The organism is Aeromonas sp. QDB14 (assembly GCF_027707845.1).
GTDB lineage: Bacteria > Pseudomonadota > Gammaproteobacteria > Enterobacterales > Aeromonadaceae > Aeromonas > Aeromonas caviae.
Genome location: NZ_JAPCJD010000002.1, coordinates 76015 through 92891, shown reverse-complemented (window position 1 = coordinate 92891; position 16877 = coordinate 76015). Strand labels below are relative to the sequence as shown.

The following is a 16877-nucleotide window of genomic DNA, read 5'->3' as shown; positions in this document are numbered from 1 at the left end:
GCCTATCAATCTGTCGGGCGTCGAGTGAGTAATATGACCTACAAAAAGTTCGGTTTTCTGGCTGCCATCCTGGCACTGAGCGGTTTCTACCTTTATACCCTCTATCTGGCCGCTCACCCCAACGTGAGCCTGGCTTACAAGCTCTATTACCTGGAAGGCAAGACCCGTTTCTGGGAGCACAACTCCAGCATGACCCTCCAGCCTGGCAACGAACTCAACCTGACCAAGCCGAGCCGCTTCCTCTCAAGCGAAGGCTGGGCCAAGAAGCCCAGCGAGCAAGGCACCGAGCTGAGCGGTCAGGGCGGTCTCTATTTCGTGCTGCCCAAGCAGCAGGCCCAGCCGGAGCAGCTCACCATCCAGGCCAGGATCAACAGCCCTCAGGCTGGCACCCTGCTCAAGGTGGCGCTGGGTCATGATTTCACCACCACGGTCAAGCTGGCCAAGGCGGGCATCAACGAGATCCGCCTCAGCCTGCCGGGCGACTCCCTGACCGCCGATCCCAAGCGTCCCAACTTCCTGGCGCTCTCCGCCCCGACACCGCTCAACGTCCAGTCCGTGCGACTGACCGTGGCTCAGTGAAGCGGAATGCCCCAAGTATCTGTTCCGTAAAATAATTCTTTCAATAAGGAAGTTCCCATGTCCCGTGCCGATTTTCGACTCTCTCTGGTCGTTCCCGTTTACAACGAGGAAGAGAGCATAGACGCCTTCATCAGCGCGATAGATACCGAACTGGCCCCGCTCAAAGACCAGCTTGAAATCGTGTTCGTCAACGATGGCAGCCGTGACCGCACCCGTGAGGTGGTCGAGCAGGCCATCGCCCGGGATCCCCGTGTGACCCTGGTCAACCTGGCCCGCAACTTCGGCAAGGAAGCGGCCATGACCGCCGGCCTGCACCAGGCCAAGGGCGACGCCATCGTCCCCATGGACGTGGACCTGCAGGATCCCCCCTCTCTCATTCTGGAGTTCGTCAAGCTGTGGCAGACCGGCGACTATGACACCGTCTACGGCATCCGGGTGGATCGCAGCGCCGATACCCCGATGAAACGCCTGACTGCCGGTGGCTTCTACCGCTTCTTCAACGCCCTCTCCACCAGCACCAAGCTGCCGGAGAACGCCGGTGACTTCCGCCTCATCGATCGCAAGGTGGTCGAGGCCATCAAGCAGTTGCCGGAGCGCAACCGCTTCATGAAGGGGCTGTTCGCCTGGGCCGGTTTTCGCGCCGTCGGCGTTCCCTACGAGCGCCCGGCCCGCCATGCCGGCGAAACCAAGTTCAACTACTGGAAGCTGTGGAACTTCGCCCTTGACGGCCTGATGAGCTTCTCCAGCTGGCCGCTGCGGGTGTGGAGCTACATCGGGGTCGGTGTCTCCTTCATCGCCTTCCTCTATATCCTCAAGATCATCACCCAGGTGCTCTTCTTCGGCATCGACGTGCCCGGTTACGCCTCCCTGATGTCGGTCATGCTGTTCCTCGGCGGCATCCAGCTGCTGTCGCTGGGCATCATCGGCGAGTACATCGGCCGCATGTTCGTCGAGGTGAAACAGCGCCCCGTCTACCTCATCGAAGGGGTCTACGGCCAGTACGCCAAACAGGATGAAGAGCAGAAGCAGGAAGTGCCCACCGCCAGCAAGAAGAGCGCTGGCAAGAAGGCCGCCGCGAAAGCCGCTGATGATCAGCAGGAGCAGGCGTCTCAATGATCTCCCGCGAGGAATTCTGGCGGCTGGTTCGCTTCGGTTTTGTCGGCGGGGGGGCCACCCTCGTCGATCTGGGTACCTCCATCGCCCTGTTTCATACCTGGCCGGCCATCTCCGAGCACCTGGTCACGACCCTGGCCTTTGCCGTGGCGTTCTGGTTCTCGTTCTTCGGCCATCGCTACATCACCTTCCAGAAACAAGGTGCCGCCAGCAAGTTCCTGCTGGTTGCCCTCTTCTCGCTGGCGGTGCGTAACCTCATCCTGAGCGGTTTGCTGTTTGCCGGTCTCTCCGGCCTGTTGCCGGTGGTGATCGCCACCCTGACCGTCACCGTGCTCACCTACGTTCTCTCCCGTATCTGGGTTTTTGCCTGATGAATGATATGACCAATACCGCCCCGTCAACCGGGGCTGCACTCCCCTATCGCCCGTCACTGCGCATCAGCGGCCGCGACTGGCTGATGATCGTCGCCGCCTTCGTGCTGAGCCGGGTGGCGCTCTATGGCATGGGCTATTTCGGCGTCCAGCTCTATGGCGCCACCGACATCGGGCCGCTGCAAGCCTACTGCCAGTTCGACTGCGTCTGGTTCCAGCGCATCATCGAGAATGGCTACGACCTCTATCCACGCTGGTTGAGCAAGGGCAATGCGGCGAACTGGGCCTTCATGCCCCTCTATCCCATGCTGGCCGGCGGTCTCTCCAGCCTGTTTGACATGGAGAGCCTCATCGGCCTGATGCTGGTGGCCAACATCGCCTTCTTCATCAGCTTGCCCCTGATGCTGCTGGTGCTGCGCCAGCTCAAGCTGGGGGACGACACAGCCCGCTTCGGGGTCTGGCTGCTGGCCTTCTCCCCCTTCTCCGCCTATTTCGTCTCCGGCTATACCGAGCCCATGTTCATGGCGCTGATGCTGGGAATGTTCCTGTTCGCCTACCGCGAACAGTGGCTCATGGTCGCCTTCCTCGGCATCTTCATCTCCGCCACCCGCAACCTGGGGGTGATGATGGTGTTCCCGGTGCTGATCCTGGCCCTGCAGGCCTACGGCTGGCGCGAGTTCTTCCGCTTCACCGAGCGGGCCTTCAAGGTGGTGTTCACCCTCTGGCTCATTCCCCTCGGCCTCTTCTCCTACATGGTCTATCTCTATCACCTCACCGGGGATGCCCTGGCCTTCAAGCACATCCAGGTGGCCTGGGGCCGCTATATGGACAGCCCCCTGGACTGGTGGCTGAGCGGCTTCGAGCTGGGGGGGCGCAAGGCCTATCTCTCCATCATGGTGATCTTCGGCTGGTGCCTGAATGGCTACCTGTTCAGCCAGAAACGCTGGGCCGAAGCAACCCTGATGTTCATCTGCTGCACCATCCCCCTGATGACCGGACTCAACGCCATGCCCCGCTACATGTTCGGCCTCTATCCGACCCTGCTGGCCATCGTGCTGCTGGCCCATCGCTGGCCTGCCATCCGCCCTGCGGTGCTCTGCATCAGCGGCATGGTTGCCTCCTTCATCGCGGTGGCCTTCGTCAACTTCAAGTTCTTCACCGTGTGACGCCACCCCGAATGCCTACAAGCCGGTCAACTGACCGGCTTTTTTCATGGCCGCGACACCCGGTTCACACTTTTCCATTCTTGAAAACGTAACCATTTGAACTGACGTCACAAATCGGTATTTTACCGGTCCAAGCCTGCCCCAGCGCGCCCTAGAATGAGTGCCTCAACGGATCCTGCTCCTCACACTCTGCTCAAGGAATGGCTTATGCGTCTCTCTTCGCGCCCCGCTCTTCGCCCATCACCCCTGTGGCTGGCCGTGCTCGCCACACCGCTGTTCATCGGTCAGGCGATGGCCGCCCCCGAGGTCTATCTCCATGTGGATGGCAAACCGGTAGCCGAGGCGCTGACGCTGGACAAGGGCACCGTCACCCTGACCCACAGACTGGACAAGGGGAGCCACCAGATCCGCATCAGCGATGCGGGCAACAGCTGCGGCACCAGCTTCGGGCCAACCGAGGCCAAGCCCCTTCCCTTCGGCACCGCCCAGCCCATGGACAAGTGCAGCAAGGGGACAGACTTCAATCTGAGGGTGATGCTGGCGGGGGACTACGAGTTCACCTTCAACCCCGATACCCCCAGCCTCAAGGTGTTGCGGGCAACCAAAAAGAGCGAGTTCAAACGCCAGCCTCCGGAAGAGCCCTGCATCAGCTGGGATGGCGGCCCGGTCACGACATCACTCAAGGGAGTCTGGCCCGACGGCACACGGTTGCGGGATGCCTACTCGGGACAGGAAGCCGTGGTCAAGGGCGGCAAGATCACCCTGACACCGAGCAAGGAGAGCGGCGGCCTGCTGCTGCTCGAGCCGGTCAAGGCCGCCAAGCCTGCTCCCTTCAGCTGGGATCAGGCGAGCGTCTATTTTCTGCTGACCGACCGCTTCCACAACGGCGATCCTGCCAATGATCACAGCTTCGGTCGTCAGAAGGATGGTCAGGACGAAGTGGCCACCTGGCATGGCGGTGACTTCAAGGGGCTGACCGAGAAGCTCGACTACATCAAGCAACTCGGCATCAACGCCATCTGGATCACCCCCATGGTGGAACAGGTCCACGGCTTCATCGGCGGTGGCGAACAGGGGAACTTCCCCTTCTACGCCTACCACGGCTACTGGGCGCTCGACTTCACCAAAATCGACCCCAACTACGGCGACGAAGAGAGCCTGAAAACCCTGGTGGACGAGGCCCACAAGCGCGGCATGCGGATCATCCTCGACGTGGTGATGAACCACGCAGGCTACGCCACCCTCGCCGACTTGCAGGATCTGGGGCTCACCGATCTCACCCAGAACACCGGCAAGCTGCCGAGTCGCTGGAACGAATGGCGCCCAAGCGGCGGCCTCAACTGGCATGGCTACAACCAGTTCATCGACTACCAGTCATCCCACTGGGACAAGTGGTGGGGCCCTGACTGGGTGCGCGCAGGCCTGCCCGGCTACCCGCAACCCGGCACCGACGACGTCACCGGCTCGGTGGCGGGACTGCCGGACTTCCTGACCGAATCCACCAGATCGGTGGGGCTGCCACCGCTGCTCGCTGCCAAAAAAGACACCAGGGCCAAGGCCCTGCCCAACGCCACCGTGAGCGATTACCTCATTGCCTGGCACACCGACTGGGTGCGCCGCTTCGGCATCGACGGCTTCCGTGCCGACACCGTCAAGCACCTGGAGCCCGCGGTCTGGGCCAGGCTCAAGCAGGCGGGCACCGACGCGCTCAAGGAGTGGAAGGCCGCCAACCCGGGCAAGGCCCTCGATGACCTTCCCTTCTACATGGTGGGCGAGGTGTGGGATCACGGGGTCGCCAAGGACTTCTGGTACCAGCACGGCTTCGATTCCCTGATCAACTTCGACTACCAGCGTGAATTCGCCCTGCCCCAGGCCCAGTGCATGGCAGGGGCAGAGCCCACCTATGCGAGCTATGCCAGCCGCATCAACCAGGATCCCGAGTTCAACGTGCTGAGCTACATCAGCTCCCACGACACCAAGCTCTTCTTCGGCGACTACCAGGACGTGGCGCTGCAACGGCGGGTGGCCAACAGCTTCATGCTGCTGCCGGGGGGCATCCAGATCTACTATGGCGACGAGTCCGGTCGGGGGCTGGCCAAGGATGGCGGCGTGTTCGATCAGAGCGTGCGCTCGGACATGAACTGGCAGGAGCTGGCGAGTGGCGAGAAGGCGGAGCTGGTCAAGCACTGGCAACGGCTCGGCCAATTCCGTGCCGCCCACCCTGCCATCGCGGCGGGCAGCCACAAGAAGATTTCCGATGCCCCCTACGGCTTCGTGCGGGAGAAAGGAGAAGACAAAGTGGTCGTGGTCTTCGCGGGTCGGCAGAAATAGCGACCTGGCCTGAATAAAAAGGGGGAGCCGATGGCTCCCCTTTTTTGTCTTGCCGACGCCCGCATCAATCAGGCTGGCGGGCCGCCTTTGGCCACTGCAACCTCGCCCTGAGCAGGGTTTCCTGCCACAGGGGCCAGGCCAGCAAGGCCTGCTGATAGGCGCCAGCCTGACCGGGCAGCGAAATGCCATAGCTTGCCAGTCGATAGGCCATCACCGCATAGAAGGCATCCAGAATGCTCGCCTCGTCGAAATAGAAGGGCCCCCGCGCCTGGGACCAGAGGGTCTGCAACCGGGCCAGCTCGTCGATGACCTCCACCGGCGGTTCACTCTGGGTGGGCGCCCCCAGGAAGAAGGGCAGCAGGGTGCGGATCTGGCGAAAACCGGCGTGCAGCTCGGCGCACAGGCTGCGGGCCAGGGCCCGTTCGGCCTTGTCCACCGGATAAAGGTGGCGCTCCGGGCAGCACTCGTGGAGATATTCGGCGATGGCCAGCGAGTCGTGAATACGCAGCTCACCGTCGTCGAGCCAGGGCACCAGGCCGGCGGGGGCCGTGCGCTTGAGCCGTTGCAGCTCCTTGGCATCTTCCAGATCGAAGACCTGCTCCTGCCACTTGAGCCCGCTCATGGCCAGCACCAGCGCCGTTCTCATTGCCCAGGTGGAGCCCGTGCCCACCGTCAAAACCAGGGATCCCATCGATTGCCTCCTGCATGGGTTGTTTACTGGCCATCCCGCCGGCCCCGTGGCACGACATCCGATGACCACCTCACATTTGCGTACTGGCGGGTTTGACCCACTTGGGTAGCAGTGCTAGTTTGATTTTTCAAAACAATCAGTTAGCAACAATGTGAGCTATGGACAGCCAATTTACCATCGTCATCGCAGATGACCACCCCCTGTTTCGGGGCGCCCTCTATCAAGCGGTGCACATGGCCATCGACGACGCCAGATTGCTGGAGGCTGACTCCATCGACAGCCTGAGCCACCTGCTCGATGAACATCCCGACGTCGACCTGCTGCTGCTGGATCTCAAGATGCCGGGGGCCAACGGCTTCGAAGGGCTGGCCTATCTGCGCGGACATCACCCGGATCTCCCCATCGTCGTGGTCTCGGCCTCCGAGGATCCCGCCATCATCCAGCAGGTGCTGCGCCTGGGCGCGCTCGGCTTCATTCCCAAATCCGTTCCCATGAAAGAGCTGGTCAGCGCCCTCAATACGGTGATCGGGGGGGACAACTGGGTGCCCGAGGGGATCTCCCTCCATCCCGAGCCCGGCGAAGGGCCCGATTTCGCCACCAAGCTGGCCAGCCTCACCCCCCAGCAATACAAGGTGCTCATCATGTTGCGGGATGGCAGCCTCAACAAACAGATCGCCTGGGAGCTCAACGTTTCCGAGGCGACCATCAAGGCCCATATCACCGCGATTTTCCGCAAACTCGGGGTCAAGAACCGCACCCAGGCGGTCATCGCCCTCCAGCAGATGGATATCAAGGACAGTTGAGCCCCTTGTCACCATCAGAGCCCATATCACTCCGCCTTCCGCAAACTTGGGGTCAAAAACCGCACCCAGGAGGTCATCGCCCTCCAGCAGATGGATATCAAGGACAGTTGAGCCCCTTGCCACCATCAGAGCCCATATCACTCCGCCTTCCGCAAACTCGGGGTCAAGCACCGCACCCAGGCAGTCATCGCCCTGCAGCAAATGGGCATCAAGGACGACTGAGCTCGTCCCCGGCTGGCTCGTATCGAGCCAGCCACAACCGCCCCCCAAAAGACTCTCTGGCCCCCCCGTGGCAGCCGGAAACGGCCTCCCTGCACCATTTGCGGCTCGACAATTAGCACGGTCGTACTTTATGCTGCCAGCCCAGAGAGAGGAGAGCCGGATGAGCAAGGGACGTCTGACCCGCGACACCATTTTGCAGACTGCATTCGAGCAGGCGAGCCAGCAGGGGCTGGAGAGCCTCACCATAGGCTCCCTCGCAACGGCCTGCGAGATGTCAAAAAGCGGTCTGTTCGCCCACTTCCAGTCCCGTGACAACCTACAGATCGCCGTACTCACCCATTCCGCCAAGGTATTTCGTGAGCGGGTGATCCAGCCGGTGCGCCAACAGGGACACGCCACCCAGCAGGAGAAACTACTCGCCCTGTTGCAGGCCTGGCTGGCCTGGAACCAGAGTTTTGCCGGCCGCTGCATGTTCCTCGATGCCTGGACCTCCGCCCAGGAGGGTGAGGTCCAGCAGGCGGCACGCGAGCTGGTCCGTTTCTGGCTCGACTACCTTACACGCCAGGTAGTGCAGGGGCAGGCCAGAGGGGAGTGGCGCAGCGATCTCGACCCTTGGCGCGCCGTCTATCGCCTCTACGGCCTCTATCTCGGGGATCAGGTGTTCCATGCCCTGGGGCTCAGCGAGGATCCGGCCCGCCACTTCTGGCCCGAGGTGGAACAATTGCTGACCAGCTGGCGCTGACCCGACGGGCTCTTCCTTTTAAAAACTCGCAAAAAAGCACGACCGTTCGCACACAAAAGACACAGGATGACCATGAGCAGCAAGATCTACTTCAACACACGCCGCTTCAGCCCGAGCAAGTTGCTGCTGGGCCTCGGCACCCGCCTGCATCACGTGCTCGCGCCCACCCACGCCAAGCGCACCGCCAGCAAGCTGCTGCTCACCCCGCAGCGGGCGACCCGGGACGTCGCAGCCCCGGCCGGCCTGGTCGAGCAGGCCATCCACACCAGTGAAGGGACCCTGATGAGCTACCGGCTCGGCCAGGGGCCGGTCTGGCTGCTGATGCACGGCTGGTCAGGCAGTGCCAGCCAGTTCTATCCGCTGATGAGCCACATCGCCGCCCAGGGCTATACGGCCCTCGCCTACGATCACCCCGCCCACGGCCGGAGTGAAGGGAACAGGGGCCACCTGCCCCGCTTCGTGCGCGCTTTCGACGAGATCCTCGAGCGGGTCGGCCCCGTCCAGGGCGTCGTCACCCACAGCATGGGGGGCGCCGTCACCCTCAGCAGCCGTCACCCTGCCATGGATGCGCTGCCGCTGCTGCTCATCTCCCCGGTGCTCGACTACGTGCCCCAGCTCTACGGCATGGTGGCGCGCTCCGGCTACTCCATCCGGCTGTTCGATGCGGTGGTCAAGGAGATAGAACACGAATACCAGCACCCGCTCAGCACGGTTGACCCCCTTGGCCGGCTAGCCCGGCGCAGCGGCGCCGCCCTCATCGTTCACGATGAGGAAGACCGCTTCGCCCCCCACCGGGACTCCCTGCGCGCGGCCCAGGATGGCCGCACCCGGCTGGTGAGCACCCGGGGGCTCGGCCATGGCCGTATTCTGGCAAGCCCTCCAGCCTTCGCCGCCTTCGATCAACTGAGCCAGACGCCTTTGGCAAACTGAAAATGAAACGGGCCGCAAAAATTGAGCGTGCGGCCCATTTTTATCCGGTATACAACGTCTTATAGTTGAATTGCGCGGTGGCAACCCGCCCTGGCGATCACGATAAGGCGCACCCTCATGGCCAGACCCAATACTGCTCTTCTGCTGACTGGTGGTGGTGCCCGCGCCGCCTATCAGGTCGGCGCACTCAAGGCGGTGGCCGAACTCTACCCCCGCAACATCGGCATCCCCTTCCCCATTTTGTGCGGCACCTCGGCGGGGGCTCTCAACATCACGGCGCTGGCGTGCTACGCCTCCTGTTTCCATCTGGGGGTGCGCAAGCTGGAGTGGGTCTGGCGACGTTTCGAGACCCACCACATCTTCGACTTCCACCCCTGCCAACTGCTGTGGCGCACCCTCTATCAGGGCTCGGCCGGCCTCATCACCCCCCAGAGCAACCGCGCCTTTCACCTGTTTGACAACGCCCCCCTGCGCCGTCTGCTGGATCAGCTCATCGACTATCACCGCATCGATGACAACATCCTCTACGGCAGCCTGGAGGCCATCGCCATCACGGCCTCCGACTACGATGACGGCCTCTCCACTACCTTCTTCCAGGGGCGGGCCGAACATCAGCCCTGGGAGCGCGCCAGACGACGTGGCCTGCGTACCCTGCTCACCTCGGATCATCTGCTGGCCTCGTCGGCGCTGCCCTTTGTCTTTCCCGCCACCCCCATCGGCGATCGCGTCTACGGGGATGGCTCCATCCACCAGCTGAGCCCGCTCAGTCCCGCCATCCACCTGGGGGCGGAGCGGATCCTGCTGGTGACCCTGGACTCCCCTCACAGGGAGAACCCGACTCCCCGCCAGGGGCACCTGACCAGCTCCAACATCGCGAGCCATCTGCTCAACACCGTCTTCTCCGACACCCTCAATTCGGATCTGGAGCGGCTCGGGCGCATCAACCAGACCCTTTCCCTCATTCCGGCACGGGAGCGCAGTCGGCTGAAACTGCGCCAGGTGGAGACCTGCGTGATCCGCCCCAGCCAGGATCTCGACCTCATCGCCCTCGAATACCTCCCACGGTTGCCGACCCAGCTGCGCCGTCTGCTGCGAGTGCTCGGGGTCAACGGCGAAGAGAGCAGCAGCCTGGCCAGCTTCCTGATGTTTGACCCCGGCTATTGCCAGCGGCTCATCAAGCTGGGATACCAGGACGCGCTGGATCACCGCCAACGCATCGAGGCCTTCCTCGACCTGCCGGGCAGCGGGAGGCAGCAGCAGTTTCGCGAAGAGGCCTGAGGGGCCTTATCCCATGGCAAGGAGATCCTAGCGTCCCTCCAGCAGGCGCTGCTCGGCCTGTTCCATGGCCACGGCCGTGCCGAAAAGTACCAGGGTATCTCCCGCCGCCAGCACCAGCTCGCGCCTGGGATCCAAGCTGCGCTCCCCGCGATGAATCGCCTTGATGCGCACCTCTCCCAGGGCGAGATCCCGTACCCTGTGTCCCACCGCCCAGGCCTGGTCGTGCAGCAGCACGGGATGCAGCCGCTCGAGCAGTTGATCCGTCTCCAGATTGCCCGCACTCTTGCCGCCCCAGTAGAAACCGTGCAGAAAGCGATACTGGCTGCTGCGCTCGTGCTCCATGCGCCGGATCACCCGGCCGATGGGAATGTCGCAGTTGAGCAGCAGGTGGGAGACCAGCATCAGGGCTCCCTCCTGGGATTCGGGGATCACCTCGAAGGCGCCGGCCTGCTTGTAGTGTTCGAGGAAACTGTCATCCCGGGTACGCACCAGCACCTTGATCTCCCCCGCCAGCTCCCGGATCAGCATCAGCATGGCATCGACCCGCTTGCGATCGTCGAAGGTGATGATCACCAGCCGCGCCCGCAGCAGACCGGCCGCCAGCAGGATGTCGCGCCGACTGGCATCGCCGAACGCCACCTGTTCCCCCGCCAGCTTGGCCTCGCTCACCCGCTCGGGATCGAGATCCAGGGCCAGGAAGGGGATCTCTTCGAACTTGAGAAAGCGGGCACAGGTTTGGCCGGTGCGTCCGAACCCGGCGATGATGACGTGCTAGTGTTTGCTCAGGCCCGACTGAGCCACCTCGGCGCGAGAGAGCAGGGCACTGTCGGTGAGGGAGTGGGCAAGCCCCAGCGCCCGCAACACCAGCCAGGGGGTGAGGGCGATGGAGATGACACCGATGCCGATGAGCAGAGAGACCAGCTGGTGATCCAGCAAGCCGTGATGACTCGCCAGCGCCAGCAGCACAAAACCGAACTCCCCGACCTGGCTCAACATGATGCCGGCGGCCATGGCGTCGCGCTTGCGCTCCCCCATCAGGCGGCCCGCCAGCAATATGAGCAGCGACTTGCACAGGATGAGCCCCGTCACACAGGCCAGCACCTGCCACCAGGCGTCCGCCACCAGCGCCCAGTCCATGGTCATGCCGATGGTAATGAAGAAGAGCCCCATCAACACGTCGCGAAACGGCTTGATGTCCACCTCGAGCTGATGACGATAGTGGGACTCCCCCAGCATCATGCCCGCCAGAAAGGCACCGAGCGCCATGGAGAGCCCCATCCACTGGGTCAGGGAGGCCGCCAGCAATGCCACCAGCAGGGCACTCAGTACGAAGAGTTCATCTGAACGTGCGCGCGCCACCTCGAAAAACAGCATGGGCAGCAGCCACTTCCCCACCGCCAGCAGCACGAAGAGCGCAAACAACCCCTTGAGGGAGGCCCAGGCGACCTCCGCCAGCAGGGCGCTGCCCTGCACCTCGGGCTGGGCCAGGATGGGGATCATCACCAGCAGGGGCACCACGGCAAGATCCTGGAACAGCAGCACGCTCACCCCGAGCTGGGCTCGCCGGGTATGGAGCTGCTTGAGCTCTCCGAGCTGCTTGATCACCACGGCGGTGGAGGAGAGCGCCAGGGTGCCTGACACCACCAGCGCCTGGGCCAGACTCAGCCCCCACCACCAGCCGAGCCCGAAAAACAGCAGTGAGGTGAGCAGCACCTGCAGGCTGCCGACCCCCAGCACCAGCTTGCGCATGGCGAGCAGACGCGGCAGGGAGAACTCGAGCCCGAGGGAGAACATCAGGAACACGATGCCAAGCTCCCCTATGGTCTGCATCATGGCCTGACCCGTGACGATGGCCACGCCATGGGGGCCGAGCAGCATGCCGGCAAACAGATAGGCAAGGATCACCGGCTGGCCGAGGCGCCGGAAAATGGCCACCAGCACAACGGCGAAGATCAGCAGGATCAACACATCGGCGTACACCCATCCCTCTCCTTCATCTGCCCGGCACCCTCTTCCCTGCAAGCACAGCGCCCGCTCCCCATATGGCACGCCACTCGCTCAGCGGCAGGGATTTCCCCTCCCGTTTCATCCCGTTAAGCCTAGCCAGCACCCTTGTTTTTCATCGGACATATTTTAGGCACAGGGCTTGCAAGAGCCTGCGCAATGAATGGAGAGGTGTAAGGGCTGTAACGTGGAAAACACATCGTCATTGAACGGCTTCGGACATGGCATAGAGCAGTGGGTACAGCAGATGGAGCGGCTTGCGCCGTTGACCGGGCAGGACCGCTATCAGCAGATAGAGCAGTTGCTGGGGCAACGGGATCTTGACGCCCTGCTGGCAATCTTTGCCGAGCGGGTGGCAAACATTGTCCGGATCCACTCGCTCCAGTTCGACTGTGGCCAGCCCCATCCCCTCATCTCGCACCCGCCCCAGGCCAGGCTGACCCTGCATGCCTATCGCTTCGAGCTGCGGGGACGACACGAGCAGTTGCTCGGCCAGTTGCACTACGAGCTGGAGCACCCCCTGAGCGACGGCCAGAGGCGGTTGCTTGAGCAATATCATCAGCTGTTCAGCCTCCCCCTGCCCCTCTATCTGCGGCTGGATCGGCTGGAGCAGCAGGTGCGGCTCGACCACCTGACCGGGCTTGGCAATCGCGCCTACTTCGACGAGGCCATCGGCCGGGCGGTGGAGCAACACAGCCGGGAACCCCACGGCCTGGTGCTGGTGCTGCTGGATCTCGACAGATTCAAGCAGGTGAACGACACCTGGGGCCACCCGGTGGGCGACCTGGTGCTAAGCCGCTTCGCCCAGTTGCTGCAGGGGTGCATTCGCGGGACGGATCAGGCGTTTCGCCTCGGCGGGGACGAGTTTGCCCTGCTGCTGCAACCCGCGGACCCCGAGGCCTGGCGCCCGGTCTGGCTGCGGTTGCAACATGTGCTCCACAGCCACAAGGAGCTCAGCGCCTTCTCGGTGGGGTGCAGCCTGGGAGCCGCCAGCTGGCAGTCGGGCATGGATGTGCAGCGCCTCTACGAGACGGCCGATACTCATCTTTACGCCCGCAAGAAAGCCGGGGGCTCCGGCCTGCCCGAATAGGGCATCACCCTTCCCCTCCCGGCCCCCTGTCACTCTGCGATGTCAATCCGCATCCGGGGTGACGGGGGGCCGCCACTCCCACGCCACCCCCTTTTCTGGCGCCAGAAATCCGTCGCAGACAAAGAGCCCGGCCACCAGTGCCACCTGTTCACCGTAGTAGAGGATGGGAATGCGCCCCCGCTGCCAGGAGGGCACCCCGTACTCTTGCAGCAGCTTCTTGAGCCGCCGGCTGCCCACCCGCCCCACCGGTTTCAGCATGACGCCCGGGGCGACCTGAAAACGCACCGAGAGCGGCTCGTCCCCCCTCGGTGTCCGCAACCCTTCGCCATCCGTTCTCCAGAGCCTGAACTGCCCAAGCCCGTCCGGCAGAGTGAGCGTCTCTTCCATCCGGATGGGCAGCACCTCCTCGCGGGGGGCGAGATCCGGCGCTATCAGGTACAAGCGCCCCTGATAGCGGCGGCACGCCAACCCTTGCAGGCTCAGCCTGGGGTTGGCGTCATCGCGCGCCAGCGCCACCTCCTGCCACAGCAGGCCCAGCAGCTCGCGGGAGGGCATCTCTCCCCCCTGACGGCGGATCCAGTGGCGCAGCAGGTTGTTGCGCCGCACGGGGGAGAGGGAGAGGAGTCCGTCAATGCGCAGCCCTTCTCCCTCACCCACCGCCTGCCAGTCCGCCTCGGCCAGCTCGCCGATGAGCGCCTCCTGCTCGGCGCACAGGGCCATGGTGCGCGCCGTCGTCCGGGCCATGGCGGGCCAGCGGTCCTTGAGCAGGGGGATGATCTGCTGGCGCAGGAAGTTGCGGTCATAGCTCGGGTCTTCGTTGCTCTCATCCTCAACCCAGCCATAAGGAAGTGACTGCGCGGCTTGCGCCAGCTCGGCCCGGCTCATGTCGAGCAAGGGGCGCAACAGATGGCCTGCGGCAAAAGGCTGGCTCGCCACCATGCCCGCCAGTCCGCGCAGACCGGCACCCCGCTTGAGCGCCAGCAGCAGGGTCTCCAGCTGATCATCCTGATGGTGAGCAGTGAGCAGCCACTCCCCTTCCCCCAGGTGGGCGGCGAGTCGCTCATAACGCGCCGCCCGCGCCTGGGCCTCCAGGCTCTCCCCGTTGCCTCGACAGAGCTGCACCCGCTCCACGATGAGGGGCACCGCCAGTTGCCGGCACACCCCTTCGCAGTGAGCCACCCAGTCGTCGGCATGTGGGCTCAGGCCATGATGAACGTGCAGGGCGTTCAGGGCGAGGCCGTGGGCGCGGGCAAAACGGGCCGCCAGCACCAGCAAGACGGTGGAGTCGAGCCCGCCGCTGAAAGCCACCAGCAGACCGCGGGAACCTTCCGGCGCGGGCAGGGTCTGACAAAAACGAGAATAAATACGAGAAATCATAGGCTTCCCCAATACGACCAGGCCGATCTTAGCAGAGTCGGGCTTATCAAGCGCTAACCCGGCTGCTAGAGTGAATCGCTCCCTGCGTGGGCAAGGAAGCCATATAACCCGAATTGGAATAAAACCATAATGAACAACAAGAAACACATCCTGGCCACCCTCGTCGGGCTGGCCCTGCTGGCCGGTTGCAGTCAGGCACCGAGCCAACCGGACAAACACTCCGGCCTTGCGCTGGCCAACATGGACACCAGCGTCAAGCCTGGTGACGACTTCTTCCGCTACGTGAACGGCCACTGGCTCGCCACGGCCAAGATCCCCGATGACAGGCCCGCCGACGGCGCCTTCTACCTGCTGCGGGACAAATCCCTGGCGGACGTGCGAGTGCTGGTGGAGGGGCTGGATGGCAAAGCCGCCACCGGCACCCCGGCCCAGCAGATCCACGACCTCTACCAGAGCTATCTGGATCAGGCCGCCCGCAACGCCAAGGGCACCACGCCCCTGCTGCCGATGCTGAGCGAGATAGAGCAGATCAGCACGCCGCAGGATCTCGCCCGCGCCTTCGCCCAGAGCGCCCGCACCGGTGGCGGCTCCCCCTTCGGTTTCTGGATTGACGCCGACGCCAAGGCCCCTGACAGCTATGCCGTCTACCTCTACCAGGCCGGCCTCGGCCTGCCGGATCGGGACTACTACCTCAAGCGCGACCCCAACAGCCAGGCGCTGCTGCACAAGTACGAGCAGCACATCGCCGCCATGCTGACCCGCTTCGGTGAGACGGATGCCCAGGGCAAGGCGAAACGCATCCTGGCCCTCGAGACCAGGCTCGCCCAGATCCAGTGGGACAACGTGGCCCTGCGAGACAGAGAGAAGAACTACAACAAGGGCCCGGTGAGCGAGCTGGGGCGCCTCGCCCCCGCCATCGACTGGGACACCTACCTGGCCCAGGCCGGCCTTGCGGGGCAACAGAGCCTGGTCATCGGCCAGCCCACCTACCTCTCGGCCCTGAACGAGGTGATGCAGCAGACCCCGGTCGCTGACTGGCAGGCCTACCTCAAGTGGCAGCTCATCACCGATTACGCCCCCTACCTCGACAGCCAGACCGATGCCCAGAATTTTGCCTTCTTCGGCACCGCTCTTAGCGGCACGCCCAAGCAGCGCGCCCCCTGGGAGCGGGCCCTCGGGGTGCTGGACAACAACCTGGGGGAGGCGGTGGGCAAGCTCTATGTCGAGCGCTACTTCCCGCCAGCGGCCAAGGCCCGTATGGAGCAGCTGGTGGAGAACCTGCGCACCGCCTACGGCCAGAGCATCCAGGAGCTGGACTGGATGTCCCCGGCCACCAAGACCCAGGCCCTCGAGAAGCTCGCCAAGTTCAGACCCAAGATCGGCTACCCGGACAAGTGGAAGGACTACAGCGCCATCACCATTCGCCCCGACGATCTGGTGGGCAACCTGCAGCGGGCCCGCGCCTTCGAATACGCCGACAACCTGGCTCGCCTCGGCAAGCCGGTCGATCGGGACGAGTGGCACATGTCGCCCCAGACGGTGAACGCCTACTACAACCCGAGCAACAACGAGATCGTCTTCCCGGCCGCCATTTTGCAGCCCCCCTTCTTCGACATGACGGCGGACGATGCGGTCAACTACGGCGCCATCGGCGGGGTGATCGGCCACGAGATGGGCCACGGTTTTGATGATCAGGGGGCCAAATCCGACGGTGACGGCGTGATGCGCGACTGGTGGACGCCGGCGGATCTCAAGGAGTTTCGCTTTCGCACCAGCCGGCTGGTGGCCCAGTACAACCGCTTCGAGCCCATCAAGGGGCAGTACGTCAACGGCCAGTTTACCCTGGGGGAGAACATCGGCGATCTCGGCGGCCTCACCATCGCCCACAAGGCCTACCTGCTCTCTCTGGATGGCAAGGAGGCCCCGGTGCTGGACGGTTTTACCGGCGAGCAGCGCTTCTTCCTCGGCTGGGCCCAGGTGTGGAAGGGCATGTATCGCCCCGAGCTGATGCAGATGCTGCTCGCCTCGGATCCCCACTCGCCGCCGGAATACCGGGTCAACGGCGTGGTACCGAACATCCCCGCCTTCTACGAGGCATTCAAGATCCAGCCCGACGACAAGCTCTATCTGGACCCGGCCAAACGGGTCAAGATATGGTGATGACAACCCGGGCAGGGGGC

At 63.7% G+C, this 16877-nt stretch carries 13 protein-coding genes and 1 pseudogene; 11 read left to right on the top strand and 3 right to left on the bottom strand.

Going from position 1 to position 16877, the window contains the following annotated elements:
- Positions 1 to 33: 33 nt before the first annotated feature.
- From PG887_RS01235 to PG887_RS01215, 5 genes are all read left to right on the top strand, one after another.
- Positions 34 to 579 carry a hypothetical protein gene (locus tag PG887_RS01235; protein WP_104454569.1) on the top strand — a complete coding sequence of 182 codons (546 nt, stop codon included), beginning with the start codon at positions 34 to 36 and terminating at the stop codon, positions 577 to 579.
- A 57-nt stretch (positions 580 to 636) separates the two neighbouring features.
- A complete protein-coding gene (locus tag PG887_RS01230; protein ID WP_041213382.1) occupies positions 637 to 1695 on the top strand; it encodes a glycosyltransferase family 2 protein in 1059 nt (352 codons plus the stop codon).
- On the top strand, positions 1692 to 2063 hold the full coding sequence (locus PG887_RS01225) for a GtrA family protein (RefSeq protein ID WP_010673439.1): 372 nt from the start codon (positions 1692 to 1694) through the stop codon (positions 2061 to 2063). The genes PG887_RS01230 and PG887_RS01225 overlap by 4 nt, the downstream gene beginning before the upstream one ends.
- Positions 2063 to 3229 carry a membrane protein gene (locus PG887_RS01220; protein WP_029313951.1) on the top strand — a complete coding sequence of 389 codons (1167 nt, stop codon included), beginning with the start codon at positions 2063 to 2065 and terminating at the stop codon, positions 3227 to 3229. Before PG887_RS01225 ends, PG887_RS01220 begins: the two co-directional genes overlap by 1 nt.
- A 207-nt stretch (positions 3230 to 3436) precedes the next feature.
- Positions 3437 to 5560 (top strand): alpha-amylase, encoded by a 2124-nt coding sequence (locus PG887_RS01215; protein WP_183149563.1) that lies wholly within the window; start codon positions 3437 to 3439, stop codon positions 5558 to 5560.
- Between the two features lie 64 nt (positions 5561 to 5624).
- Here the strand turns inward: PG887_RS01215 and PG887_RS01210 are convergent, their stop codons facing one another.
- Positions 5625 to 6251 carry a glutathione S-transferase gene (locus tag PG887_RS01210; RefSeq protein WP_104454571.1) on the bottom strand — a complete coding sequence of 209 codons (627 nt, stop codon included), beginning with the start codon at positions 6249 to 6251 and terminating at the stop codon, positions 5625 to 5627.
- Between the two features lie 158 nt (positions 6252 to 6409).
- Here PG887_RS01210 and PG887_RS01205 point away from each other — a divergent pair, with 158 nt between their 5' ends.
- From PG887_RS01205 to PG887_RS01190, 4 genes are all read left to right on the top strand, one after another.
- Positions 6410 to 7054: a response regulator transcription factor gene (locus PG887_RS01205; RefSeq protein WP_041214700.1), complete on the top strand. Its 645-nt coding sequence runs from the start codon at positions 6410 to 6412 to the stop codon at positions 7052 to 7054.
- A gap of 382 nt (positions 7055 to 7436) precedes the next feature.
- Positions 7437 to 8018: a TetR/AcrR family transcriptional regulator gene (locus tag PG887_RS01200; RefSeq protein WP_104454572.1), complete on the top strand. Its 582-nt coding sequence runs from the start codon at positions 7437 to 7439 to the stop codon at positions 8016 to 8018.
- 72 nt (positions 8019 to 8090) lie between these two features.
- Positions 8091 to 8948 (top strand): alpha/beta hydrolase, encoded by an 858-nt coding sequence (locus PG887_RS01195; RefSeq protein WP_048208776.1) that lies wholly within the window; start codon positions 8091 to 8093, stop codon positions 8946 to 8948.
- A 117-nt stretch (positions 8949 to 9065) separates the two neighbouring features.
- Positions 9066 to 10226 (top strand): patatin-like phospholipase family protein, encoded by a 1161-nt coding sequence (locus PG887_RS01190; RefSeq protein WP_010673432.1) that lies wholly within the window; start codon positions 9066 to 9068, stop codon positions 10224 to 10226.
- 27 nt (positions 10227 to 10253) lie between these two features.
- Here the strand turns inward: PG887_RS01190 and PG887_RS01185 are convergent.
- Positions 10254 to 12206, bottom strand: a pseudogene (locus tag PG887_RS01185) (cation:proton antiporter domain-containing protein).
- Between the two features lie 187 nt (positions 12207 to 12393).
- On the opposite strand from PG887_RS01185, the gene PG887_RS01180 reads away from it, so the two are divergent.
- Entirely contained in the window at positions 12394 to 13320 is a 927-nt protein-coding gene (locus PG887_RS01180; RefSeq protein ID WP_039039444.1) for a GGDEF domain-containing protein, read from the top strand.
- A gap of 42 nt (positions 13321 to 13362) precedes the next feature.
- Here PG887_RS01180 and tilS read toward each other — a convergent pair whose 3' ends face one another.
- Complete coding sequence (gene tilS / locus PG887_RS01175; protein WP_270821031.1) at positions 13363 to 14697, bottom strand: tRNA lysidine(34) synthetase TilS; 1335 nt, start codon at positions 14695 to 14697, stop codon at positions 13363 to 13365.
- Positions 14698 to 14826: 129 nt separating this feature from the next.
- On the opposite strand from tilS, the gene PG887_RS01170 reads away from it, so the two are divergent.
- A complete protein-coding gene (locus PG887_RS01170) occupies positions 14827 to 16857 on the top strand; it encodes a M13 family metallopeptidase (RefSeq protein WP_270821030.1) in 2031 nt (676 codons plus the stop codon).
- Positions 16858 to 16877 lie beyond the last annotated feature (20 nt).